Annotated in this window: 18 protein-coding genes; 7 read left to right on the forward strand and 11 right to left on the reverse strand. The window is 60.3% G+C overall.

The genetic code is table 11. From position 1 onward, the window contains the following. Together B7L72_RS18425 and B7L72_RS01105 are read right to left on the reverse strand one after the other, a co-directional pair. Window positions 1-190 (reverse strand): hypothetical protein (locus B7L72_RS18425; protein ID WP_170919522.1); only part of this gene is annotated, 190 nt, incomplete at its 3' end. Continuing rightward, window positions 174-407 carry a hypothetical protein gene (locus tag B7L72_RS01105; RefSeq protein WP_016915758.1) on the reverse strand — a complete coding sequence of 78 codons (234 nt, stop codon included), beginning with the start codon at window positions 405-407 and terminating at the stop codon, window positions 174-176. The genes B7L72_RS01105 and B7L72_RS18425, both read right to left, overlap by 17 nt. Before the next feature lie 67 nt (window positions 408-474). On the opposite strand from B7L72_RS01105, the gene B7L72_RS01110 reads away from it, so the two are divergent. Beyond that, a complete protein-coding gene (locus B7L72_RS01110; RefSeq protein WP_081192185.1) occupies window positions 475-1,278 on the forward strand; it encodes a TlpA disulfide reductase family protein in 804 nt (267 codons plus the stop codon). Between the two features lie 114 nt (window positions 1,279-1,392). Next, entirely contained in the window at window positions 1,393-4,338 is a 2,946-nt protein-coding gene (rapA, locus tag B7L72_RS01115) for an RNA polymerase-associated protein RapA (RefSeq protein WP_081192081.1), read from the forward strand. A gap of 30 nt (window positions 4,339-4,368) precedes the next feature. Here the strand turns inward: rapA and B7L72_RS01120 are convergent, their stop codons facing one another. Continuing rightward, window positions 4,369-5,271 (reverse strand): TIGR01777 family oxidoreductase, encoded by a 903-nt coding sequence (locus tag B7L72_RS01120; protein ID WP_081192083.1) that lies wholly within the window; start codon window positions 5,269-5,271, stop codon window positions 4,369-4,371. Window positions 5,272-5,471: 200 nt separating this feature from the next. Between B7L72_RS01120 and B7L72_RS18795 the strand changes: the two genes are divergently transcribed. The 3 genes from B7L72_RS18795 (at window position 5,472) to phrB (ending at window position 8,690) form a co-directional block, all read left to right on the forward strand. After that, on the forward strand, window positions 5,472-5,636 hold the full coding sequence (locus B7L72_RS18795) for an FAD-dependent oxidoreductase (protein WP_249273290.1): 165 nt from the start codon (window positions 5,472-5,474) through the stop codon (window positions 5,634-5,636). A 690-nt stretch (window positions 5,637-6,326) separates the two neighbouring features. Next, entirely contained in the window at window positions 6,327-7,247 is a 921-nt protein-coding gene (locus B7L72_RS01130) for a MerR family transcriptional regulator (RefSeq protein ID WP_026001933.1), read from the forward strand. Between the two features lie 30 nt (window positions 7,248-7,277). Further along, window positions 7,278-8,690 carry a deoxyribodipyrimidine photo-lyase gene (gene phrB / locus B7L72_RS01135; RefSeq protein WP_081139226.1) on the forward strand — a complete coding sequence of 471 codons (1,413 nt, stop codon included), beginning with the start codon at window positions 7,278-7,280 and terminating at the stop codon, window positions 8,688-8,690. A 255-nt stretch (window positions 8,691-8,945) separates the two neighbouring features. Here the strand turns inward: phrB and B7L72_RS01150 are convergent, their stop codons facing one another. Then, window positions 8,946-10,784, reverse strand: a complete 1,839-nt coding sequence (locus B7L72_RS01150) for a putative bifunctional diguanylate cyclase/phosphodiesterase (RefSeq protein WP_081192087.1) — start codon at window positions 10,782-10,784, stop codon at window positions 8,946-8,948. Window positions 10,785-11,061: 277 nt separating this feature from the next. Here B7L72_RS01150 and fabA point away from each other — a divergent pair, with 277 nt between their 5' ends. Both fabA and fabB read left to right on the forward strand, forming a co-directional pair. Beyond that, complete coding sequence (gene fabA, locus B7L72_RS01155) at window positions 11,062-11,577, forward strand: 3-hydroxyacyl-[acyl-carrier-protein] dehydratase FabA (RefSeq protein WP_081192089.1); 516 nt, start codon at window positions 11,062-11,064, stop codon at window positions 11,575-11,577. A gap of 12 nt (window positions 11,578-11,589) precedes the next feature. Further along, window positions 11,590-12,807 (forward strand): beta-ketoacyl-ACP synthase I, encoded by a 1,218-nt coding sequence (fabB, locus tag B7L72_RS01160; RefSeq protein WP_081192091.1) that lies wholly within the window; start codon window positions 11,590-11,592, stop codon window positions 12,805-12,807. 101 nt (window positions 12,808-12,908) lie between these two features. Here fabB and B7L72_RS01165 read toward each other — a convergent pair whose 3' ends face one another. The 7 genes from B7L72_RS01165 to B7L72_RS01195 all read right to left on the reverse strand — a co-directional run bounded on the left by B7L72_RS01165 (window position 12,909) and on the right by B7L72_RS01195 (window position 23,401). Continuing rightward, window positions 12,909-13,634, reverse strand: a complete 726-nt coding sequence (locus B7L72_RS01165; protein ID WP_081139220.1) for a lysophospholipid acyltransferase family protein — start codon at window positions 13,632-13,634, stop codon at window positions 12,909-12,911. Beyond that, window positions 13,631-14,527, reverse strand: a complete 897-nt coding sequence (locus B7L72_RS01170; protein ID WP_081139218.1) for a sugar nucleotide-binding protein — start codon at window positions 14,525-14,527, stop codon at window positions 13,631-13,633. Before B7L72_RS01170 ends, B7L72_RS01165 begins: the two co-directional genes overlap by 4 nt. Window positions 14,528-14,849: 322 nt before the next feature. Further along, the gene (locus B7L72_RS01175) at window positions 14,850-18,005 is read right to left on the reverse strand and encodes a type I restriction endonuclease subunit R (RefSeq protein ID WP_081192093.1); all 3,156 of its coding nucleotides are present in this window, start codon (window positions 18,003-18,005) and stop codon (window positions 14,850-14,852) included. A 10-nt stretch (window positions 18,006-18,015) separates the two neighbouring features. After that, the gene (gene rhuM / locus B7L72_RS01180; protein WP_081192095.1) at window positions 18,016-19,038 is read right to left on the reverse strand and encodes a virulence protein RhuM/Fic/DOC family protein; all 1,023 of its coding nucleotides are present in this window, start codon (window positions 19,036-19,038) and stop codon (window positions 18,016-18,018) included. Window positions 19,039-19,085: 47 nt separating this feature from the next. After that, on the reverse strand, window positions 19,086-20,273 hold the full coding sequence (locus tag B7L72_RS01185) for a DUF4268 domain-containing protein (RefSeq protein WP_081192097.1): 1,188 nt from the start codon (window positions 20,271-20,273) through the stop codon (window positions 19,086-19,088). Next, on the reverse strand, window positions 20,266-21,687 hold the full coding sequence (locus tag B7L72_RS01190) for a restriction endonuclease subunit S (RefSeq protein ID WP_081192099.1): 1,422 nt from the start codon (window positions 21,685-21,687) through the stop codon (window positions 20,266-20,268). Before B7L72_RS01190 ends, B7L72_RS01185 begins: the two co-directional genes overlap by 8 nt. Continuing rightward, entirely contained in the window at window positions 21,677-23,401 is a 1,725-nt protein-coding gene (locus B7L72_RS01195) for an HsdM family class I SAM-dependent methyltransferase (protein ID WP_254893727.1), read from the reverse strand. Before B7L72_RS01195 ends, B7L72_RS01190 begins: the two co-directional genes overlap by 11 nt. Between the last annotated feature and the right edge of the window lie 19 nt (window positions 23,402-23,420).

The following is a 23,420-nucleotide window of genomic DNA, read 5'->3' on the forward strand; positions in this document are numbered from 1 at the left end:
TGTTCGATAACCACTTTTCCAGGCGCAGCACACGACTGATCCAAGCGTTGAAGTGTCGCCACCAGCCTCCGGGCTCTTCACTCAGCACCGCCAGTTGCCCTTCCTGCTGCCACTGCCAGACCAGCTGCCCTTGCGCATCCAGCGACACCTTCAGCGCTTGCCAGGCAGAGGCGTCAGCCTGATGATTCACGCGCAGCTTCCGCTTGCTGCTTCTGGCGGCGTTTGGCCCGATACCAGCGCAGCGTGGCAATGGTCAGCGCCACGCCCACCATGGCCGCCAGCACGCCCCCCTGCCAGGGCCGGGCGGCGTCGCCCATCACGGTTTCCAGAGTGATAATGAGCGTTAGCCCCAACGCCTGAGAGCCAATCGCCAGGGCGCGCAGGCGGTCAAAGGAAGTTTGCGACATCGACCTCTCCATGATGTGTTGCATGCATGATATGGTGAATCAGTGTAACTGCTTAATGGACAAACTGATGAATGCCATTGCACTTGGCCCGCTGCTAATCTCGACGCCACGCCTCTACGCCCTGGGTGTAGCGCTCATTTTGCTGGTGAGCAGCCGTTATCTGCTGGGGCTGAGTACCCAGCAGCACACGCGCTGGTTCAACGGCTTGCTGCTGGTATGGCTGGTCGGCGCTCGTGCCGTGTTCGTCATTCTACACTGGGAGAGCTACAGTCAGGCGCCACTGGATATCCTCAAGCTGTGGCAGCCGGGTTTCAATGCCCTTGGCGGCCTGGTAGCGGGCCTGATATGGACCGCCTGGGTACTGCGTGAACGGCTGCTGGCCATGCTTGGCGGCCTGGCCATGACCGTGGGCGCGGCCAGCCTGTGGCTGGTCCTGGTCACTCTGGCACCGCTGGGGCCCACCTTTGCGGTGGCCTCCGTGCCGGACATCACCCTGGAAGACCTGGACGGCAACCCGGTGAATCTGGCCTCCCTCGATACGCAAGGTGACCTGCTGATGGTCAACCTGTGGGCCACCTGGTGCCCACCCTGCCTCCGCGAAATGCCGCTGCTGGAAGCAGCAGACCAGCGGGACGGGGTCAGCGTGGTGGTGGTCAACCAGGGCGAAGACCTGCTGCCCATCGTGCGCTACCTGGATGAACAGCAGTTGGTGTTTCGTCATGCACTGCGCGACCCTCGGCAGCTGCTGATGGCGGAGTTCGCGGCCCCCGGCCTGCCCACGACCGTACTGTTCGACGCCCAGGGGCGTACCCTGGACGTGCATGTGGGTGAACTCACCCGTGCTCACCTGGAGCGCTGGCTGGACGATTGACCATGATAGCCCTTAATCCCCTCGCTGCTTTGCGTTAGAATCCCCCGCCCTGTCTGCCACCGAGGCTCATTCCGGTGGCGAGCGACCCGATTTTGACGACTTCCTCGAGGCATCATGAGCGATTTTTCTCCCGGCCAGCGCTGGATTAGCGACGGTGAGGCCGAGCTTGGGCTTGGCACCGTGCTTAACTGCGACGCCCGTAGCGTTACCATCTTGTTCAGTGCCAGCCAGGAAACCCGCACCTACAACACCCGCCAGGCGCCCCTCACCCGAGTCATGTTCGGCAGCGGTGACCGGGTCCTGTCAGCCGACGGCTGGCAGATGATCGTGGACGACAGCAAAGAGAGCCGTGGTCTGATCACCTACATCGGTGAAGACAGCGACGGCAACCTGCGCGAACTGCCCGAAGCACGCCTGGCCGACACCATGCAGTTCGACCAGGCCCGTGACCGTTTGCTGACCGGCCAGGTGGACCGCAACGACTGGTTCGACCTGCGTTTTCGTACCCTGCATCACTTTCAGCGTATCGAACAGCACAGCGCCTTGGGGTTTGCCGGGCCGCGCATCGACCTGATTCCCCACCAACTCTATATTGCCGACGAAGTCGCACGCCGCCACGCCCCCAGGGTGCTGCTGGCCGATGAAGTGGGGCTTGGCAAGACCATTGAAGCAGGCTTGATCCTCCACCGGCTGCTGCTGGCAGGCCGCGTAGAGCGCGCGCTGATTCTGGTGCCCGACAGCCTGACCCACCAGTGGCTGGTGGAGCTGTTGCGACGCTTCTCGCTGACCGTCACGCTGCTCGACGAGCACCAGAGCCAGGCCCACGGCAGCGCCAATCCGTTCGAGAGCGCCCAGCTGGTGCTGGCCAGCCAGGGCTGGCTGTTTGCCAATCGTCACCGTCAGGAGCAGGCCCTGGCCAGCCGCTTCGACCTGCTGATCGTCGACGAAGCGCATCACCTGGATTGGCATCCGGAGACCAGCGGCCCCGGCTACCTGTGCGTGGAGCAGCTGGCCGCCGAGATCCCCGGCCTGCTGCTGCTCACCGCCACCCCCGAGCAGATGGGCCAGGAGAGCCACTTTGCGCGGCTACGCCTGCTGGACCCGGAGCGCTACCACGACATCGAGCGCTTCAAGGACGAAGAGCAGCACTACGTCGCCGTGGCCAGCGCCATCGATGCGCTGGAGGAACTGCCCCAGACACCCAGCGCCCGCGAGCGCGTGGCCACCATCGCCGACGACCGCGACAGCCAGGCCCTGCTGGCGACGCTGTGCAACGCCGAGGCCAGCTCTGAACAACAGGACGCGGCCCGTGCCCAACTGCGCGATGCGCTGCTCGACCGTCACGGCACCGGGCGCGTCATGTTCCGCAACAGCCGACGCCACGTGGGCGGCTTCCCGGAGCGGCGGCTGCACCTGACCAAGCTGGAGCTGCCTTCCGCCTATCGCCGAGTGCTGCGCCGCCTGGAGCGCGACGAGGACTATCTGGACGAGCTGCTCATCGAAACCGGCATGGACCACCCGGACGTACTGATCTATCCGGATGCCATGTACCGCGAGCTGAGCAATGATCCGCTGAACGGTGAACCCTGGTGGCATATCGACCCCCGGGTCAACTGGCTGCTGGAAAAGCTCAGTGACGACAGCGAAGACGGTTTTGCCAACGACAAGGTGCTGGTCATTGCCCACCACCGCGAGACCGCCGAAGGACTGGCCGAAGGCCTGCGTGTGTTGGGCGGCTACCAGGCACCGGTCTTCCACGAAGGGCTGTCGCTGGTGGAGCGCGACCGCGCCGCCGCCGCCTTCGCCGACGAGGAAGATGGCTGCCAGGTGCTGGTGTGCTCCGAGATCGGCTCCGAAGGCCGCAACTTCCAGTTCTGTCGTCATCTGGTGATGTTCGACATGCCCCAGCACCCGGACCAGCTGGAGCAGCGGATTGGCCGCCTCGACCGGATTGGCCAACGCCACGCCATCGAGCTGCACGTGCCCAGCTTCATCGGCAGCCCGGGGGAGCGACTACAGCGCTGGTACGACGAAGGCATGGCCGCTTTCAGCGCGCCCCACGGCATTGGCAGCGACCTGTTCGACGCCTTTGGCGACGCGCTGGCCGATGCGCTGCTCGACGATGAGGCGCTCACCGAGATCATCGACGAAACCCACGCAATGTTCACCGCCAAACTGGCCGAGCGCGACGCGGGCCGCAACCGGTTGCTGGAGCTGAACGCCTGCCGCCCGGCCCAGGCGCAACAGGTCATTGATGCGGTACGTGAGCTGGATGAAGATCCGGCACTGCCCCGCTACGTGGAGCGTGCGCTGGATATATTCGGGGTCGATAGTCAGGAAATTGGCAATGGCCTGCTGCACCTACAGCCCAGCCAGCACATGCTGGACGGACTGCCGGGGCTGGTCAAAGGGGAAGAGGGCTTCTCTGCCACCTACAGCCGTGGCCAGGCCCTGGCGCGGGATGACGTGCAACGCCTCTCCTGGGAGCACCCGCTGCTGCGCGAGATGATGGGCCGCATTCTGGATGGCACCATGGGCAATACCGCCCTGGCGCTGCTGCGCCATCCGGCCATTCCCAGCGGTCGACTGATGGCCGAGCTGATCTTCCGTACCCACTGCCCTGCGCCTAAAGCGCTGCACCTGAACCGCTTTTTGCCCCCTACGGCCGTTCGGGTGCTGCTGGATGAGTCCGGGGCCAATCTGACCAGCAAGATCTCCTTTACCGGGCTGGGCAAAAACCTGCAGAAGGTCAACAAGTCGCTGGCCCGTGATCTGATCAAGAGCCGTCATGACCAGCTGCGCGACCTGCTGACCCAAGGGGAGAGCGAGGCCGAGCGGGAGCTGCCCAGCATTGTGGAAGCCGCCGAAACGCGCATGCGTGCTCAGCTGGATGCCGAGCTGGCCCGCCTGACGGCGTTGGCAGAGCACAACCCGGCAGTGCGCAGCGAGGAGCTGGAAGCCCTCAAGCAGGAGCGCCGGGCGCTCAGCGATGCCATCGAAAACACTCGCCTGCGGCTCGACTCGGTGCGGGTCATCATCACCGTTGACCCGAACGCCTAGAGAACGCCTAGCCCAGCGGCTTGCTGGCGGCTAGAAAATGGCCGCCAGCGCTTTCGATAGCGTCGGGTACTGAAAGCTGAATCCCTCCTCGAGCAGTCGTGCCGGTCGCATATCCGCGCCGGTCAACAGCAGCTGTGACATCTCGCCGAAGCCCGCCTTCAGCACCAAGGCAGGTACCGGGAAAATGGCGGGACGATGCAGTTGCCTGGCCAGCGCCTGGGTGAATTCGGCGTTGGTCACCGGGTGCGGTGCGCTGCCGTTGAAAACGCCCGACAGACCAGAGCCGTTGATCAAGAAGATAATGGCAGCCACCAGGTCGTCTCGATGGACCCAGGGCATGAACTGCTGACCATCGCCGAACCGCCCACCCAGCCCTAGCTTGAAAGGCGGCACCATTTTTTGCAGGGTGCCGCCGCCTGCCTCCAGCACCAGGCCTATGCGCAGAATGGCCAACCGAACCCCCAAAGCTTCCACCGGCTTGGCAGCGGCTTCCCACTGGGCACACAGCCGATGGGCAAACTCATCGTGGGGCGGGGTAGCCTCATTCACGACTTTGCTGCGCTGATCGCCGTAATACCCCATGGCCGAGCCACTGACCAGGACCGCAGGCAACGGCTGTCCGTTGGCCGCCAACTGCTCGCACAGCGCCACCAGCTGCTGGGTGCTGTCGACCCGCGAGCGAATCAGCCGCTCCTTTTGCTCGGCGCTCCAACGTTTGGCGGCTATCGACTCCCCTGCCAGGTTCACCAGCGCATCGGGGGGCGTATCGATAAATGCCTGCGCGCTGTCGCGAATATCACACTCGGGGGGCAGCTTTCCGCGTACCTTGTGGGGCGTGCGCGACACCACCTGCACGTCGTGCCCTTGGGCAATCAGCTGTGGGCATAACCGCTGCCCCACGAATCCGCTGCCGCCGGTAATCAGTACTCGCATGGTATGCCCTCCTGAAGCTGGATAGCCCCTGCACTCCATCACCTATCCATGATCTATCCATCACCTATGGCAAAACGCCGTCGCTGGGTGCAGCGGGCGAGTCGACCATCCGTATTGCAACTTTTTAAATTGCACGATATCTATACATAATTGCTACAATAGAATCACTCTTCAACATGATGTCCACTTCGCGAGCTGCCATGCCCCAACACCTTGCTGCCCCCCCTGCGCTGACTCCACACGACGCCGTGGCCATTATTGGCGCAGGCATGTCAGGACTGGCCTGCGCCCACCTGCTGGCACAGCAAGGCGTAACGGTCAGCCTATTCAACAAGGCGCGAGGGCCGCACCGCGGCGACGCTTGATCTGGGCGCTCAGGCATTTACCGTGCGCAATGCCGATTTCGCCCAACAGCTCGCCCAGTGGCAAGACGCAGGCTGCGTGGCCCCTTGGCCAACGTGCACTCATCAGGCTAGTGCATCCGGTTGGCAAACACACGATGACGGCCAGTTGCGTTATACCGGAGCTCCGCGCATGAGTGCGCTGACTCGGTATCTGATAGACGCCATCGCTCTTCATGCACACACGGCCCTCCTTTCGGAACCGCGTATCGTCGCGCTCGAAGCGGGTGGCGGATGGCGCATGGCATTTGAAAGACGCTGCAGGAAACCATCATGGGGCCTTCAGCCGCGTCGTCATCATCGCTGGCGATACGCCCAACCCGCCAAGCCAAACGGATAGGGATACCTATACAGCCAGCAAGGTATCGCACTATGCGGTAACAGCTGGAAAGGCAGCCGCGTCGAGGCTGCCTGGTTATCCGGCAATGGGCTGGGCAGGGCCTTAATAGGCCGGTCGGTCTAATGAATACCACGACAGGAGTACAGGAGCATGGAAGCCACAGAGGTTGTACCTAGCCGCCACAAGTTGTACAAAGGTGCCTATAATAGCGTGACGCTATCTCAGCGATTATCGGCTCATCGACGTAGCGACACGGCAATTACAGACAGACCCCTGCAATACCTGTTGCAGGCAACCAAGAGGCAATGGCGCCCATGAGCAACAAGGCGACCCACCCACCCGATACTCCGCTCTATCCGATTCGGGAAGTTTCCCGTCTGACGGGTGTGAACTCGGTCACCCTGCGCGCCTGGGAGCGACGCTACGGCTTGATTCGTCCGCAACGCACGCCAAAAGGCCATCGGCTTTACGCACAGGATGACATCAGTCGCATCGAACGTATTCTGCAATGGCTCAACCGTGGCGTGCCGGTCAGTCAGGTCGCCGACCTGCTGGACCAGCCGGAAACCGTGGAAACCCCCGCGCTGGATGCCGGCGACTGGGCCAGCCAACGGCAGCAGCTGCAAGCCATCATTGAGGCGGTCGACCTGCCGCAGCTCGAGGCGCTGTACCACCAAAGTCTGGCGCTCTACCCGCTCAGCGTGGCCATCAACGAGCTCTGGCAACCGGTCATCTTGAGCCTGGAAACCAAATGGGCCGCTCAACCGGACGACCTGGTGCGGCGCACTTTAGAATCCTTCCTGCGTAGCCAGGTGGGCATTCGCCTGCACTATGCCAACCAGGCTACCCGCGGCCCGCTGCTGCTGCTGACCGCCATGCCCGACGACCCAGGCCCCTTGTGGGTGTTGATGTGTGCGCTGATGGCCAGCGAACAGGGCTACCGTGTACAGCTGCTCGACCATTCGCTGGCACTGGAAGATCTGCCCCAGGCGGTGTCGCGTCTGCACTCTTCCATGGTGTTGCTCTCCAGCGGTCAGCGCGAAAATGACCACTACATTCGGGTCGACCTGCCCAAGGCGGCCGAGCGTTTGGGCGTACCGGTCGGCGTGTGCGGCGAAGTCGCCCGACTGCGTGAAACAGAGCTGCGCGACGGCCCGGTACACATGCTGGGCGATGACCTGCCTCAAGCCGTGGCGCGTTTGCGCCCGCTGCTACGCGAATCAGGCATTCTCTAGCGCCCGACAGGCCACGCCACGGGAGTGCACATGGATCTGCAGTTGGTTTGGCTACGCAGCGATCTGCGTGTTCACGATAACTCCGCCCTGGCGGCGGCCGCCGCCAAAGGCCCGGTGGTCGCTGTCTTCTTGCGCAGTATCGAACAGTGGCGTGCCCATGGGCATGGCACCAACAAGCTCGACTTCTGGGCACGCGGTGTACATTCCCTCAAGGAGTCCTTGACCGGCCTCAATATCCCGCTGCTGCATCGGGATATCGACAGTTTCGATGACGCACCCAGCGTACTGCTCGCGCTGGCTCAGAAACACGGCGTTCAGCAGCTGCACTTCAATTACGAGTACCCGCTGAACGAGCAGCGCCGCGACCAGGCCGTTCTGGAAGCTTTCAAACACGCGGGCCTGACGGCACAGGGCCACCATGATGCCATTGCCTTTGCCCCGGGAAGCCTGCTCACCGGCAAGGGCGATTACTATGGCGTGTTCACCCCCTTCGCCAAGGCGTGGCACAAGCAGGTAACTCAGGAGCAGCTGGCACTACGCGATACGCCTCAGGCGCAATCGCCTCTGGACCTGCCCAGTGATCCACTGCCCGCCCTCCCCGAGCTCGAGGACTCCCCCGTGGATGGCCGCCAATGGCCTGCAGGCGAAAACGCGGCCAGCGATCACCTGGAGCGCTTTCTACGCTTTCGCGGGCGGCACTACCAACGACAGCGCGACTTCCCCAACGTACGTGGTACCAGTGAGCTTTCGCCTTACCTGGCGCTGGGCATGATCTCGTATCGCCAATGTTTACAAGCCGTGATGAGCGAAAACGACGGCCACCTGGCAGACGGGGATGCCGGGCTCACGACCTGGGTGAACGAACTGATCTGGCGGGAGTTCTACCAGCATGTGACCGTGGGCTTTCCCCAGGTATGCCGCTATCAACCCTTTCAGGAACACACCCGCGATCTGGCCTGGCGTGATGACGATGAGGGGTTTGCGGCATGGTGCGCAGGGCGTACCGGCTACCCCATCGTGGATGCGGCCATGCGCCAATTGGTGACGACCGGCTGGATGCACAACCGACTGCGCATGGTTACCGCCATGTTCTTGAGCAAGCATTTATTGATCGACTGGCGGCGTGGGGAAGCCTTTTTCATGCGCCATCTGGTCGATGGCGAATTTTGCGCCAACAACGGTGGCTGGCAGTGGGCGGCCTCCACGGGCACGGACGCTGCGCCCTACTTCCGTATCTTCAACCCCACCACCCAGTCAACGCGTTTCGACCCTGAAGGGGCCTTCATCGCCCACTGGCTACCAGAGCTGGCTTCCTTGCCCGCCAAGGCGCGTCATGCGCCACCACAGGACATGCTGAACCCGGTGGACTACCCCTCCCCCATCGTCGACCACAAGGCCGCCCGTCAACGTGCCCTGGACGCCTTCAAGGCCTTGTCGAAGTAGGCCAGATAAAAACCATACGAGGCATATACTGAAGAAGTTTTTTTCAACGATCCGCTCCATCACATTGAGGGTAGGCAAGCACTGGAACGCTATTTCGCCCTGGGTTCGTGAAGCCCCCTCTCACGGATCGCAACGACTTCCCCATGCCCATGCAGGTCAGTGCGGACGAGGCGGCCAGCGCCATCATTGCCGTGTTCGCGCTGCTGGGGCATCAGCACTTACATGCGCCGCTATCAACCCAGCGTCGTGAGCTGATCAGTTGGCCCCTTCCGCCAAGGGTGGCGGCAACCAGCGCTGCTCCAGCTCAGCGGCAGAGAGTGGCTTGGCAAAATAGAACCCTTGCACCAGGGTGCAGCCCGCCTTGATTAGAAACTGGCACTGCGCCTGGGTTTCGACACCTTCGGCGACGACGTCGAGCCCCATCCCCGCCGCCATGGCCAGGACCGCCGTGACGATGGCGGCATCGGCCTGATCATGGGGCAGCTCGCGAATGAAGGCGCGGTCCAGTTTGATCTTGTCCACCGGCAGCCGTTTCAGGTAACCCAGCGACGAATAGCCCGTGCCGAAATCGTCAATGGCAATGGCATACCCCTGATCGCGTAACGCCTGCAATCGCGGCCCCATGTCACCGGCACGCTCGTCGAGCAGCACCGACTCGGTCAGCTCCAGGCCGATCTGGGCAGGCTTTAGCTGATAACGCTCCAGACAGGTTGCCAGCTGCGTTTCCAGATCGCCCTGAAACAGCTGCAGTGCCGAAATATTGATCCACACCGTGACCTTGGGCATGCCGCTGTTCTGCCAATGGGCCTGCTGCGCGCAGGCTTTCTCGATGACCCAACTGCCCAGCTCGGCCATCAGGCCATGCCGCTCGGCCAACGGAATGAAGTCCCCTGGTGAAATCATGCCGTCTTGCGGGTGGCGCCAACGCAGCAGTGCCTCCATCCCCATTAGCTCGCCGGTACCGGGATGATGCTGGGTCTGGTAGTGCAGCTCCAGCTGGTCTCCCGAGATCAGCGCCGCGCGCAGGTCACTCACCAGCGCCAGCTGAGGGTTGTCCTGCTTGTCGAGCGACGGTCGGAAACGCTGACTATGGTTACGCCCCAGCCGCTTGGCGCTGTACAGCGCAGACTCCAAGCGCTGGAACAGTACGCCGGAATCACGCCCATCTTCGGGTGCCCGGCAACTGCCGATGGTGAGCCCCAGGCGCAGCGACTGGTCGTTGATTTCAAACGGGCGCCCCATATGGTCGCGCAACGTCATGACCCACTTGTCATGGTCATCGAAGGTGGTGGTGCGAATGACCATGAACTCATCGCCGCCCAGTCGACCCACGACACTGCCCGCCATGTAACTGGTCAATCGCTGCGCGAAGCGCGCCAGCAGGCGATCCCCCTGCTCTACGCCTAGGCTGTCGTTGACCGATTTCAAGCCGTCTATATCGATCAGCGCAATATCCAGGCTCTCTCCCGCACGCAGGTGGCGCAAGCGTGATGCCATCAGGTCATGCAGGCGGCGGCGATTGGGCAGCCCGGTCAGGGGGTCTTCATAGCCGATGCGGCGCAGGTCGCGCTCGCGGGCCTTCTGCGCCGAAATATCGGCAAACAGACTGATGAAATGGGTGATATTGCCGCGGCGGTCGGTGACGGCACGCACCTTCAGCCATTCGGGGTATTCGTCGCCATGCTTGCGGCGGTTCCACACCTCGCCTTCCCAACGCCCGGTGGCCTTCAGCGTGTTCCAGAAATTCTGATAGAAGGCTTTGTCGTGGCGCGGCGCGGCAAGGGTCTCCAACTTGCGGCCGACTATCTCCTGGCTGTCATATCCAGTAATATCGGTAAACGCAGGGTTGACCATCAGGACCCGGTTATCGACATCACTAATCACGATCGCGTCCCCTGCCAGCCCAATGGCATCGAGGGAAAGTCGCAAGCGCAAGCGCTGCTGGCGCACCTGTTGCCAGGCGTCCCACAAGCCCAGCGAAACCAGACCAGCCGCCACCATGCGCAGCGCGGCATCTGGAATCCAGACACAGGCAGGCAGCGCAGTCAGCGCCACCCAGACCAAAGGACGATTCATCGAGATAGGCAGCCACATGGCGTTTCTTGTTGTCCTATTCAGCAGTCACTACGTCGGCAACGGTATGGATGACATCATGCCGCCTTACCCCACCCCTGGATAGATCATATTACGTGAATCATCCGTTGATTAGGCAATTTCGCGCATGGAGTGCCGCATCCGTACGCGACCATGGTCGTCATTGGCAGTCACGATGCGCCTTAAAAACACAGGATAAGACGCCTGCGGCGTGCATTCAGCGGTTTCGGGAAGTAGACTAGGCGCAACCACCATTTTTGACTTTCGGAACGATTCAGTGACCAAGCAACATTCCTTTGATCGCGAAGAACTGCTGGCCTGCTCACGCGGCGAGCTGTTTGGCCTTGGCAACGCACAGCTGCCTGCCCCCAACATGCTGATGCTTGACCGCATCATTCACATCCATGAAGAGGGCGGTGAGCACGGCAAGGGCGAATTGATCGCCGAGCTGGATATCACCCCTGACCTGTGGTTCTTTGACTGCCACTTCCCGGGCGACCCGGTCATGCCCGGCTGCCTGGGCCTGGATGCCATGTGGCAGCTGGTCGGTTTCTACCTCGGTTGGCTGGGTCACCCTGGCCGGGGCCGTGCCCTGGGCTGTGGCGACGTCAAGTTCAGCGGGCAGATTCTGCCCGATGCGAAAAAGGTAACGTACCGGATCAACGTGAAGCGCATCATTACCCGTCGGCTCATTCTGGGTATTGCCGATGGCACCGTATCCGTTGACGGGCGCGACATCTACCAGGCCAATGACCTGCGCGTTGGCCTATTCACCTCCACTGCGAATTTTTAACAGGAGGCTCCCATGCGACGAGTGGTAGTCACCGGCCTTGGCATCGTGTCCTGCCTGGGCAACGACCAGCAACAGGTCCTGGGCGCGCTCAAGAGCGGGCGTAGCGGTATTCGGTTCAAGGAAGAGTACGCCGAGCGCGGTTTCAGAAGCCACGTGGCAGGCAGCGTCGATATCGACCTGGACGCACTGATCGATCGTAAGCTGCGCCGCTTCATGGGTGATGCAGCCGCCTATGCCTATGTCTCCATGGCCCAAGCCATCGAAGATTCAGGCCTGACCGAAGCGCAGGTTTCCAACGAGCGAACCGGCCTTATTGCCGGCTCTGGCGGCGCCTCCAGCGCCAACCAGGTAGAAGCCGCCGACGTCATGCGCGAAAAAGGCCTGCGTCGCGTCGGTCCTTACCGGGTCACCCGTACCATGGGCAGCACGGTCTCGGCGTGTCTGGCCACGCCGTTCAAGATCAAGGGCATCAACTACTCCATCTCCTCTGCCTGCGCCACCTCGGCTCACTGTATCGGCAGCGCCATGGAGCAGATTCAGCTAGGCAAGCAGGATGTCGTGTTTGCAGGCGGCGGTGAAGAAGAGCACTGGACGCTATCGTGCCTTTTCGATGCCATGGGGGCCTTGTCTACGCACTATAACGACACTCCTGAGCACGCTTCTCGCCCCTATGATCAAGCACGTGATGGCTTCGTCATCGCGGGCGGCGGCGGCATGCTGGTGCTGGAAGAGCTGGAACATGCCAAGGCACGCGGCGCCAAAATTTATGGCGAGCTGGTCGGCTACGGCGCAACCTCCGATGGCCATGACATGGTCGCGCCGTCTGGCGAAGGCGCCATGCGCTGCATGCGTCAGGCCATGGCGACCGTCGATGGCAGCATCGACTACATCAATACCCACGGCACCTCGACCCCCGTGGGCGATGTGGCCGAATTGAAGGCGATCCGTAGCGTCTTTGGCGACACAACGCCTGCCATGAGCTCTACCAAATCGTTGACGGGCCACTCGCTGGGCGCCACCGGCGTGCAAGAAGCGATCTACTCGCTGCTCATGATGCAGCACCGCTTCGTGGCGGCCTCGGCCAATGTCGAGCACCTGGACGAGCAAGCCGATGGTTTCGATATCGTGACCCAACGCCGCGATGACGCCACCATTGACCGCGTGCTGTCCAACAGCTTTGGCTTCGGCGGCACCAATGCCTGCCTGGTATTCCAGCGCTATAACGGCTGATCCGGTCTCAACGACCCACACAAACGGCGCCCAAGGGCGCCGTTTGTGTTGGTGCAGCGTGTGCGCTGTTTGTCAGGGCACTGGCTTTGGAGCAACGGCTTTTAAGGCCTGGGCACCTCGGAGATCTCGCGAAGCTGCCCTTCGATCCACGCCTCCACATCAGCCAATACTTCGTCTGGGGTACGCCCAGCGGTGTCGATGGGCGGGCCAATGCGCACACGCAGGACACCCGGGCGTTTGACCCACTGGCGACCCGGCCAACGCTCACCGGCATTGTGCGCCACCGGCAGCACCGGCACACCGGCACGGCAGGCGACCACGCTACCGCTCTTGTTGTAGCGCTTGCGCACACCAGGATCGACACGCGTGCCTTCCGGAAAGATCAGTACCGAAAGTCCGCCGTGTAAACGCTCCACCCCCTGCGTCAGCACCTGTTTCATGGCCCGAGCAGGCCTGGAGCGATCCAGGCTAATGGGACGTAGCAGGCGCAGCCCCCAGCCAAACACAGGGATACGCAGCAGCTCTCGCTTGAGCACCGTACAGACCGGCGGCTTCATGACCTGCAGGAACAGCGTTTCCCACTCACACTGGTGGTTGGCCTGAATGACGCAGGGTCCCGCAGGAATATGTTCGCGCCCTTGAATCTCGTAACGTACCCCACAGGCCAGCCGAAACCAGACCATCAGGAAGTAGTTGTAGAGGTTCAACAGACGATAGCGCGCCGCCAGGGGAAGAAACGGTGCCACGGGCAGGAACAGCACACCAATCAGCAGCATGGCTGAAAAATAGCCCAGATAAAACACCAGGCTGCGTACCACATTCATCAAGCGGACTCTCCTGTTCCAGTACCGGTGACGGTCGGCTGAGTGCGGGTCAGGCACCAGGCATCCAGCATCCGCCCTACCTCGAGCCGCCAAGGCTTTTGGTGTACGCCAAAGACGTCCAGCACACGGCGACAGTTCAGCACCCGCCGCAGCTTGGCATCGTGATGGTGGTTCAACGCCTGCACCTCACCCAGCTCGACCGCTTCGCCACGCCCTTCGAGATGGGTGGCCAGCTGGGTGCGCACCATGGAGACGAACGTAAACGCACTGACCGGCTCGGTGCCTGCCAGGTGATACGCCCCCCAGGCATCGGCCCCGCAGGCTTGCTGCTGAAGCATGCCCACCAGCGCCATGGCCACGGCATCCGCCGAGGTAGGGCAAAAAATCACGTCTTCGGCCGCACGCACGGGCTGGCCTGCTACAAAGCTGTCGATGACTTCATTGAGCCAGGCATGGCTACCTTCCAGGGCGAACAGCGGCCCCAGCCGCACGATCAAGTGGCGGTGATACTCCGCGCGAATACGGTCACCGGTCTGCACCAGGCGGCGCAAACACTCATCACGGGGGGCCGGCACGACATGCTCGTCGATCGGGATCTCGAACCCCTCTTCGTAGAGCTGGTCGGACACGCACCACACCAGGGCAATGCCAGCCGCCCGACAGGCGTCGACACACTGGTCCACCGCATCGGCATGGGCATAGACATCGGCGGGCGTCATGCTGAGGGGATGCGACAGAGGCGGAATGATCACCGCCTCCGGGGCGATGGCCGCCAGCTGGTCTGGAGAAACGCTCACGCCCTGCTCAATCACCAACTCGGTATCCGAGCGCCGACTTGCCTCACGGGCCAATGCCAAGCTCAAGCAGTGTCCTGCATTCAGTATTAGCAGCTTCAAGACAGACCCCTTTTCTCAACCCGGTAGGGTGGCGGCAACGCCCAGCACGGCATGGCGATCAGAAGGGTAGTGTATTCCTACCCGACACGATTCCCTGGGTGGGTTAGTTGCAAAGCCCGCCAGACAAGCGATTCCGATTATTACTAGCCTAAACGTGCTCAAAGATGTAATCCCCACGTATAGATATTGCATGGCGCCTAGTGTACAGCAGCCAAGTTTTTGAAACTATTTAACTGTTGCAACTTTACCAATTGCTGGAAAAGGTACAGATTTTTGCTTACATGTCATCTTGCGGTGACACTCAGAGATGTCTCTTGTCCCCTCATTGGCTCCAGCCATTCGATAGCACCTCCGCCTGCTTGAGAACCAGCTCCACCGCTTCCGCAGATTTGTCGGGCGGGTATTTGTAGCGTTGCAGCGTGCGGCGCACTAGAATCCTCAGCTTCGCCCGTACGCTTTCCCGCACCTGCCAATCGACGGTAGTAGATTTGCGTAGCTTTTCCGTGATCTCAACGGCGATGGCTTTCAGGATTTCGTCGCCCAGCTCACGCACCGCACTTTCGTTGCTGGCCAGGGCGTCGTAAAAGGCGACCTCGTCCGAGTTCAGGCCAAGAGCGGCATCACGCTCCAACTCCGCCTGAAACTGCTTGGCCATGGCGATCAGCTCTTCAATGACCTGCGCCGTTTCAATGCCCCGGTTGTTGTACCGACGCAGGGTTTCCTGCAAACGGTCCGCATACTTCTTCTCTTGAACAACGTTGTTGCGGGTCTTGGCCTTGATGTCGTCTTTGAGCAGCTTCTCCAGCAGTTCCACGGCGAAGTTCTTGTAGGGCATCTGCCGAACGTCTTCCAGGAACTCGTCAGAGAGCAGCCCGATGTTGGGCTTGTCCAGGCCGCACAGGGCGAAGACATCCGTTACCCCTTCGGCCACCAGCGCGTTGTCCAGGATCTGCTTCAGGGCGGTGTTCTTCTCTTCCTCGGTCAGCTTCTTGTCTACGCTGGTGAACTTGGTGATGGCCGTCTTCACCTGTGACAGGAACGCCACCTCCTTCTGCAGTGCCTGGGCTTCGTCCAGGGTGGCGCACAAGGAGAAGGCCTTGTTCATGGCCAGCACGGTATCCAGGAAACGCTTCTTGCCGTCTTCCAGGCTGAGTACGTAGTTGGCGGTGGGCACCAGATACTTGTGGGGCTCGGTCTCGAATCCGCTGTAGCTGAACCCCTTACCTTTGGGGCCAGGCGCAAACATGCCGTGGATGATGTCCAGCTTTTCCAGCAGGATGGCGTAGGCTTCTTCGGCGCTGTGGGTGGGGGAGCCCTTGCCCTTGGCGTCTGTATAGGTTTTCAGGGCCTGCTTGAGCTCGTTGGCGATGCCGATGTAATCCACCACCAGCCCGCCGGGTTTATCCTTGAACACCCGGTTTACCCGGGCAATGGCCTGCATCAGGTTGTGGCCCTTCATGGGCTTGTCCACATACATGGTGTGACAGCAGGGCGCATCGAAGCCGGTCAGCCACATATCCCGCACGATCACCAGCCTGAGCGGGTCGTTGATGTCCTTGAAGCGCTTCTCGAAACGTTTCTTGGTTTGCTTGTTGTGGATGTGCGGTTGCAGCAGGGCGCGGTCAGAGGCGGAGCCGGTCATTACAACTTTGATGGCGCCTTTCTCGGGATCATTGTCGTGCCACTCCGGGCGCAGGGCAACAATCTCGTTATACAGGTGAACTGCAATCTCCCGGCTCATGGCCACAATCATGGCCTTGCCGTCGATGGTGCTGGAGCGGGTTTCAAAGTGGTTCACCAGGTCTTCCGCCACCTGCTTCAGGCGCGGGCCGGCACCGACCAGCTTTTCCAGCCGGCTCCATTCGCCCTTGGTTTTCTCGCGGCTGCCAACGTCTTCGTCGTCCTCAACCACTTCCTCCACCTGATCGGACAGCTCCTCGATCTGTTCGCGGTTGATGTCCAGCTTGGCCAGGCGGGATTCGTAGAAGATGGGCACGGTCGCACCATCGTCCACCGCATCCTGGATGTCGTAGATCGACACGTAATCGCCAAACACGGCCCGGGTGTCTTTGTCTTCGCTCTCGATGGGGGTGCCGGTAAAGCCGATGAACGAGGCATTGGGCAGGGCATCGCGCATGTGGCGGGCGTAGCCGAATTTGTAGGTACCGTCTTTCTTGAGGGTGGCTTTCAGACCGTACTGGCTGCGGTGGGCTTCATCCGAGATCACCACGATGTTGTGGCGGTCGTTCAGAATCGGGTGGCCGGATTCGTCATTCAGCAGTGCGAACTTCTGAACCGTGGTGAAGATGATGCCGCCGGATTCCCGCTCAGACAGCAGGCGGCGCAGGGTATCTCTGTCATCGGCCTGCACGGGCTCTTGTTTCAACAATTCTCGAGCGGCGCTGAAGGTGGCGAACAGCTGGCCGTCCAGATCGTTACGATCGGTGACCACGATCAGGGTGGGGTTGTTCATCTCCGGCTGTTGCAGCAGCTTTCCAGCGTAGCAGCACATGGAAATACTCTTGCCGGAGCCCTGTGTATGCCATACCACGCCGGCTTTCTTGCTGCCCGGCAGAACCTCGTCGCCGTAGGTGGCCCGCTTCTCGCTGATACCATCGCCGCTCATATCCCGAGCGGCAATCACAGTTGCACGAACAGCCTCACGCACCGCATGGAACTGGTGATAACCAGCAATCTTCTTGATCAGTTTGTCGGAATCCGTCTCGAAGATTACGAAGTACCGGATGTAATCCAGGAACAGCTCCCGGTCGAAGAAGCCCCGCACCATGGTTTCCAGCTGCCACTCCAGCAGTGGCTTGTCGTCCTCGTTCTTGATGGTGCGCCAAGGCATGTACCGCTCCTGGCTGGCGGTGAGGGAACCTACCCGGGCCAGATAGCCATCGCTGATAATGGCGGCTTCGTTGTAGGCAAAAAGATCGGAGCATTCATCTTTATAGGTCTGGATCTGGTTGTAGGCATCCCAGATGTTCACGTTTTCAGCACCGGGGCTTTTCAGCTCCAACACGGCCAGGGGCAGGCCGTTGATAAAGCAGATCACATCCGGCCGGCGGAGCTGTTTGGAGCCTTCGAGAGTGAACTGGTTGATGGCCCGGAAGCGGTTGGCGGTCAGGTCGCCGAAGTCCACCAGAAAGGCCTGGTCGTGGATCACCTTGTCGTCGCGCTTGTACTCAACGGGAACGCCGTCCAGCAGCAGGCGGTGGAAGGCCCGGTTGCTAATCACCACATCCAGGCTTTCGGGTTTGCGGACAACGGCCACAGCCTGTTCAACGGCGCTCTGGGGCAGGTGAGGGTTGATGCGGCGAATGGCTGCCTCAAGATCCGCCAGCAACAATACCTGCCGGTAATCGGCCCGTTCCGGGGCTTCACCATCTGGCGCCAGGTCTGGCCCATGGGCGATCTCCCAGCCGCCTTCGGCGAACCATTCCAGGCATTGTTGTTCCAGCTGATCTTCCGTCATACCTCAGTCCTTATTCCCCTTCACCTTTAACATCGGCGGGCTCCTTCAGCAGCAGGAAATGCTCAATCAGCCGGATCATCAGGGTTTTCTGATCCGGCAGGCTTTCCGCCACCAGCAAGGCCAAAGCTACCAGGGTGTTGTCATTAATCAGTTGTTCTACCGGCCGCGCCAACAAAGCGGCGTTGCGGCGCAGATACCATAGAAACAGAAACGAGCCACAGCGCTTGTTGCCGTCGGCCAGCGGGTGATTCTTGATCACGAAGTAGAGCAGGTGAGCGGCACGGGTGGCCACGTTCGGATAAAAGAGTTCATCCCCAAACCCCTGCTCGATCGTCGCCAGCGCAGAGGCCAGACCGTCACCCCGCAACTGGCCGAACAGCTCGGTGGCCTCGCCCTTGGCCATGAGCGTTTGCTTGAGTTCGCCAATGGCTTTTAGAGCCTCGTCCAGCTCCAGCGGCTGCATATCCGGCTGCTTGATGCCGACCTCGGCCAGCTGTTGCTCGTCGTAGCCCTGCAGCAGGCTCCAGGAGCGGGCGTAGTCGCTGATTACCCGGGCGACGGCTTCGCCTTCATTGGATACCAGGCCTTGATTGGTGAGGGTGCGGCTGAGCAGGTCAACGGCCTGCTCAAACTCGATGCCGCGCTCGGCCAAGCGGCGCTGGTTGAGGGTGTAGCCCTCAACGAGGTGGTCTTTGAGAACCTGGGTGGCCCATTTACGGAATTGTACGCCACGTTGGGATTTCACCCGGTAGCCAACGGAGATGATCATATCCAGGTTGTAGTGATCAATGTCCCGCTGAACCTGGCGCTTGCCCTCCTGGCGAACTATCCGGAATTTCCGGATAGTTGGTTCTTTCTCTAGCTCACCCTCCTGGAACACATTGCCCACGTGCTCGTTGACGGTTCGCACGTCTTTGCCAAACAGCTCCGCCATCTGGACTTGGCTGAGCCATACGGTTTCCTGATCCAGCGCCACTTCCAGCTGCGCCTGGCCGTCGGTTGAGGTGAAGATTCGTACTTGTTGTTCTGTCATGACAGTTCCTTGTCGTTGTTTACAAGCCGCTCAGTATAGTCAATGGCTTATGCATCGTGCTCTGTGCCCGGCTCTTTACTGAAGTTTGTTGTTTTCAGCTCCTGCCGCACTTTGTCCAGCGGCCCGCTCAGCGCTTTTTCCAGCCGGGTCATGTGCTCCACCAACCATTCGATCATCTCGGGCCAGTTGGCCTTGTTGTAGCCATCGACAGGCTTTTCATACTGGATACGGCACGCAATCTTGTCTGGTAGGGGCAGCCATACCAGTTCGTTACCAAAAGCAGTTTCAATCTGGGATTTCATGGTCTGCAGTCGGTCAAATACAAAGCGGTTCGCCTCGGCACGGCTGCTTTGCATACTTAATCCAACACGCACTTCATTTTTGCCAAAGATTAACTGGTAACCCATGCCACTGATCCCGGAGCCAGCATTTAACCAGTGATCTTTGGCTGGACTGATGTTGTTAAACAGCGAGCAGTTACTACGGCCAAAGGCCTCCAGGGTTTGTTCCCAGAAAGACAGACGCAGCGTATGCCGGCTCTTTTGTTCATTGCTGGCGCTCTTTTCCTCGGCCTCCTTGGCCATCATGCCAATCATAAAGTCCGAGGCTTCCGGCGTGGGGATGATCTGCTCCACATTCAGGAACAGCTCGGCACCGGCTTGGTAGGGCGTGACCTTGAAGCACTGGCAGTTCACGCCGAACTGGCTCAGCCAGAGTACGGTGTTGGTGACTTCCTTGCGGTAGTGGGCAGCCACCAGAATCAGGCGCTGGCTTTTCAGGGTATTGAGCTGCACCGATTGCAGATCGTCGGCCTGCAGGAACTCCAGCAACACGTTCTCGGCATCGGCGGGCGCTGTGCCTTCGTTCTGGGCTTTCTGGTTAAGGTAGCGCTGGAAGATCTCCACCACCTGCTGTTTTTTCAGGTTGGCGCAGTAGCTGGCGTATTTGAGGGCCTGCCACACCACATCCCGACCACTGTCATCGAGCTTGTTCTCGATGATGACGAGGTTGCCGTCCTTGTCGATAGCTAAAAGATCGAGCCGTTCGCGAGTGTCGTCGAAGCCGTCGAACTCCTTCTGGATGATCAGCAGCTCATCTCCGTCGCCCTGGGTCAGTGCCTGGGGGTAGTTTTCCAGCCATTCCTGCAGGTGCTTGCGCTCGGTAAAGCCGAGGTCGCTGAAGCGTTTTACTTCCAGGGGGTTGATGCGGTTGGCGGTTGGGTCGATTTTAAACATGGGCTGGTTCCGCCTCTTCTGCCAGCTGATCCTCTGCGTTGGATATAGAGAGTTCGCCTGAGAGTAGTTTCGGAAGCAAGGAGTCCCGCAGTTTTGCGAGAGTGTCTGACTCCCGGACGTTATTCTCAATGGCTTTATAAAGCGATGATGCTTGTTTCGAGTAAATCGAGATCAGTGATTCTGTCGGCATCACGACCGGGATGATTTTGAAGTTCTTTTTACTAATCTCTGCGAAGGTGGTCCCGCTGGCCCGGCTTTTGATTTCGTCCATGTGAGCTGCGCACCACTGAATGACGAACTCGGGGCTTAATGCCTTTTCGCATTTCATCGCAATATAGCCTTGGTTTACTGCTACAGGTATCTTGGCCAGGGCCAGATAGCCAACGGGCGCCCGTGATGACATCAGCACGGTATCGACTGGCAACAAACCAGAACTAATCTTCGCAAGACCTGCTTCAGTTACTTTGCGCTCGGTTTCGACGAGAACCTTGTCTGCGAGGTTTGATAGGTCTTTCGGGGAAGTCCAGTTGATCTCGCCGCTGTCCCAGAAGTCTGGGTTTTTGGTGGATGGAGTCCCACCACCTACGACCGTTACCTCATCGCCAATTTGACTAACGCGCCACCCCTCCGGAATCTCCCCCAACTCACTATCCTGCATAGCCGACGGAAACAGCTCGGCGGTGGCGCGGAGCTCGGCGTATTGCTCGGGCTGTTCGGCCTGGAGGCGGGTTAGCTCCTCTTCGCCTTTGCCGGAAATGGCCTGCATGGCGGCGAGCAGGGCGTCTTCCTCGCTCCCGCCGGCTTCCAGTGCGGCGATTTTGGCTTTGACCGGCTCGAAATCGACAAACCAGCTTTTGAAGATGGCTTGGGCTAGCTGTTCGAGGGTTTGGTTGATCCGACCGTTGAGCTTGACTTTTCCCTCAATGCTCTCTAGGGCATTGACTAGCAATCGCTTTTTTTCATCCAAACAAGGAATCTTGAAAGCAAAGAAGTCTTCTCGACTCAAACCCAAATTAGTAGTACCAGTGGCATGCGAGCGACAATATTGACGGTACTGAGGAGTCCTAAGCATCCAGTAAAAATACTCCTTCGGGATGCTGCTTTTGAAAATCAACTTCACTGTATCCTGAGTCATTCTCCCGACAGAAACAGATTCTGGCACTCGGGCAATGGCTCCGAGTAAACCCCCAGACTGGGTGACATCTTTCAATGAAACATATAGATCCCCCGGGCGAACTAATAGTTTTTCTGCGGAGGGGCCACCATAAGTTCTTAGTTTATCCGATTTGAATCCGCCGTCCCTTTCAATAGAACCTAAGCCCAATAAAATAGGGCCAGGCTGGTCAAGCAGTGCGCTCTTGTACGTGGTTCCGCGCTGGAGCTCAACGTGATCGCCAATGGTGCTAAATGTCATACCCCAGCCCCCCAAGATTCCGCTTGATCTCCGCCTCCAGCCGGTCGCTCTCCGCAAACTGCTCCCGCAGCTGCCCGGTCAACCGCGCCATCTTCTCGGCGAAGGGCTCACCATCGTCTTCCTGCTCTTCAGCCCCCACATAGCGCCCCGGGGTCAGCACGAAGTCGTGCTTCCTGATCTCCTCCAGGCTGGCGGCCTTGCAGAAGCCGGCGACATCCTCGTAGCCCTCGCCGCGCTGCCAGGCGTGGAAGGTGTCGGTGATGGTGGCGATATCCTCGGGGGCGAAGTCGCGCAGCACGCGATCCTTCATGTAACCCAGGCGGCGGGCATCGATAAACAGGTACTCGTGGCGGCGGGCGCGCTTGTTCACCTGGTTGGGCGAGAGGCCACCGCTCTTGTCCTTGGTCAGCAGCCAGATACAGGCGGGGATCTGGGTGTTGGTGAACAGCTGCCCGGGCAGGGCCACCATGCACTCCACCAGATCCTCCTCCACCAGGCGCTTGCGGATCTCGCCCTCGCCCCCGGTGTTGGAGCTCATGGAGCCGTTGGCCAGCAGCAGGGCCATGCTGCCAGTGGGCGCCAGGTGGTGGATCATGTGTTGCATCCACGCAAAGTTGGCGTTGCCCTTTGGCGGGGTGCCGTACTTCCAGCGCACGTCGTCGGCCAGGGATTCGCTCCACCAGTCCTTGATGTTGAACGGCGGGTTGGCCATCACGAAGTCGGCGCGAAGGTCCGGGTGCTGGTCGTCCAGGAAGGTGTCGGCGTTTTTCTTGCCGAAGTTGAAGTCGATGCCCCGGATGGCCATGTTCATGGCGGCCAGCTTCCAGGTGGTAGGGTTGGACTCCTGGCCGTACACGGAGATGTGCTTCTTCTGTTCGGCAGCGTCGTAGTGCTGCTCGCTGGCGTGTTCTTCAATGAACTTGTCGCTGGAGACAAAGAAACCGCCGGAACCCATGGCCGGGTCGTATACGCGGCCTGAGTAGGGCTGCAGCATTTCGACAATCAGGGTGACGATGCTCTTGGGGGTGTAATACTGGCCGCCCTGCTTGCCTTCGGCGAGGGCGAACTGGCCAAGGAAGTATTCGTACACATGGCCGAGGATGTCTTTGCTGTGCAGGCTCAGCTTCTCGCCCTCGAATACCGGCCGGGTGAAGGAGGTGTCGGAGAAGGTGTTGATCAGGCCCAGCAGCTTGTCGTTGTCCAGCTGGTACTGGCTGATGCGGTTGAGGATGCCCTTGAGCTTGGCGTTGCTCTTCTCGATTTCTTCCAGGGCGTTGTCGATCAGCCAGGACACGGAGCGCAGCTTTACGTCGTTACCGGCATCGTCCTGCCAGAGCACGGTGCCCACGGGCAGCACGGCTTTCTCTTTCAGAGTGCTCCAGCGGGCCGGCTTGGGCACCCAGAACACGTTGGCTTCGCGGTAGTAATCTAATACTTCCAGCTCTTCCAGCAGGGCTTGCTGGTAGTCCTCGTCGCCGTCGTAGTCTTCCGGCGGCAGGTAGTAGATGTCGTCGTTCTCATCCTTGAACCGCTCCAGCAACTCTTCCTGGCGCTCCTCGAAGGCATCGGAGACGTACTTCAGGAAGATCAGGCCCAGCACCACATGCTTGTAGTTGGCGGCATCCAGGTTGGCGCGGAGCTTGTCGGCGGCTTTCCAGAGTTTGTCGTCCAGGGCTTTGAGGAATTGCTGTTCCGTGCGATCCATTATGCTCATTAATGTTCTCTTGACTGAT

This window comes from Halomonas sp. BC1 (assembly GCF_002078135.1).
GTDB lineage: Bacteria > Pseudomonadota > Gammaproteobacteria > Pseudomonadales > Halomonadaceae > Vreelandella > Vreelandella stevensii.

Excerpts from the sequence above, each read along its gene's own strand:
- B7L72_RS01105 (WP_016915758.1), bottom strand. The coding sequence starts at position 407 with ATGTCGCAAACTTCCTTTGACCGCCTGCGCGCCCTGGCGATTGGCTCT.
- B7L72_RS01110 (WP_081192185.1), top strand. The coding sequence starts at position 475 with ATGAATGCCATTGCACTTGGCCCGCTGCTAATCTCGACGCCACGCCTC.
- rapA (WP_081192081.1), top strand. The coding sequence starts at position 1,393 with ATGAGCGATTTTTCTCCCGGCCAGCGCTGGATTAGCGACGGTGAGGCC.
- B7L72_RS01120 (WP_081192083.1), bottom strand. The coding sequence starts at position 5,271 with ATGCGAGTACTGATTACCGGCGGCAGCGGATTCGTGGGGCAGCGGTTA.
- B7L72_RS18795 (WP_249273290.1), top strand. The coding sequence starts at position 5,472 with ATGCCCCAACACCTTGCTGCCCCCCCTGCGCTGACTCCACACGACGCC.
- B7L72_RS01130 (WP_026001933.1), top strand. The coding sequence starts at position 6,327 with ATGAGCAACAAGGCGACCCACCCACCCGATACTCCGCTCTATCCGATT.
- phrB (WP_081139226.1), top strand. The coding sequence starts at position 7,278 with ATGGATCTGCAGTTGGTTTGGCTACGCAGCGATCTGCGTGTTCACGAT.
- B7L72_RS01150 (WP_081192087.1), bottom strand. The coding sequence starts at position 10,784 with ATGTGGCTGCCTATCTCGATGAATCGTCCTTTGGTCTGGGTGGCGCTG.
- fabB (WP_081192091.1), top strand. The coding sequence starts at position 11,590 with ATGCGACGAGTGGTAGTCACCGGCCTTGGCATCGTGTCCTGCCTGGGC.
- B7L72_RS01175 (WP_081192093.1), bottom strand. The coding sequence starts at position 18,005 with ATGACGGAAGATCAGCTGGAACAACAATGCCTGGAATGGTTCGCCGAA.
- rhuM (WP_081192095.1), bottom strand. The coding sequence starts at position 19,038 with ATGACAGAACAACAAGTACGAATCTTCACCTCAACCGACGGCCAGGCG.
- B7L72_RS01185 (WP_081192097.1), bottom strand. The coding sequence starts at position 20,273 with ATGTTTAAAATCGACCCAACCGCCAACCGCATCAACCCCCTGGAAGTA.
- B7L72_RS01190 (WP_081192099.1), bottom strand. The coding sequence starts at position 21,687 with ATGACATTTAGCACCATTGGCGATCACGTTGAGCTCCAGCGCGGAACC.
- B7L72_RS01195 (WP_254893727.1), bottom strand. The coding sequence starts at position 23,401 with ATGAGCATAATGGATCGCACGGAACAGCAATTCCTCAAAGCCCTGGAC.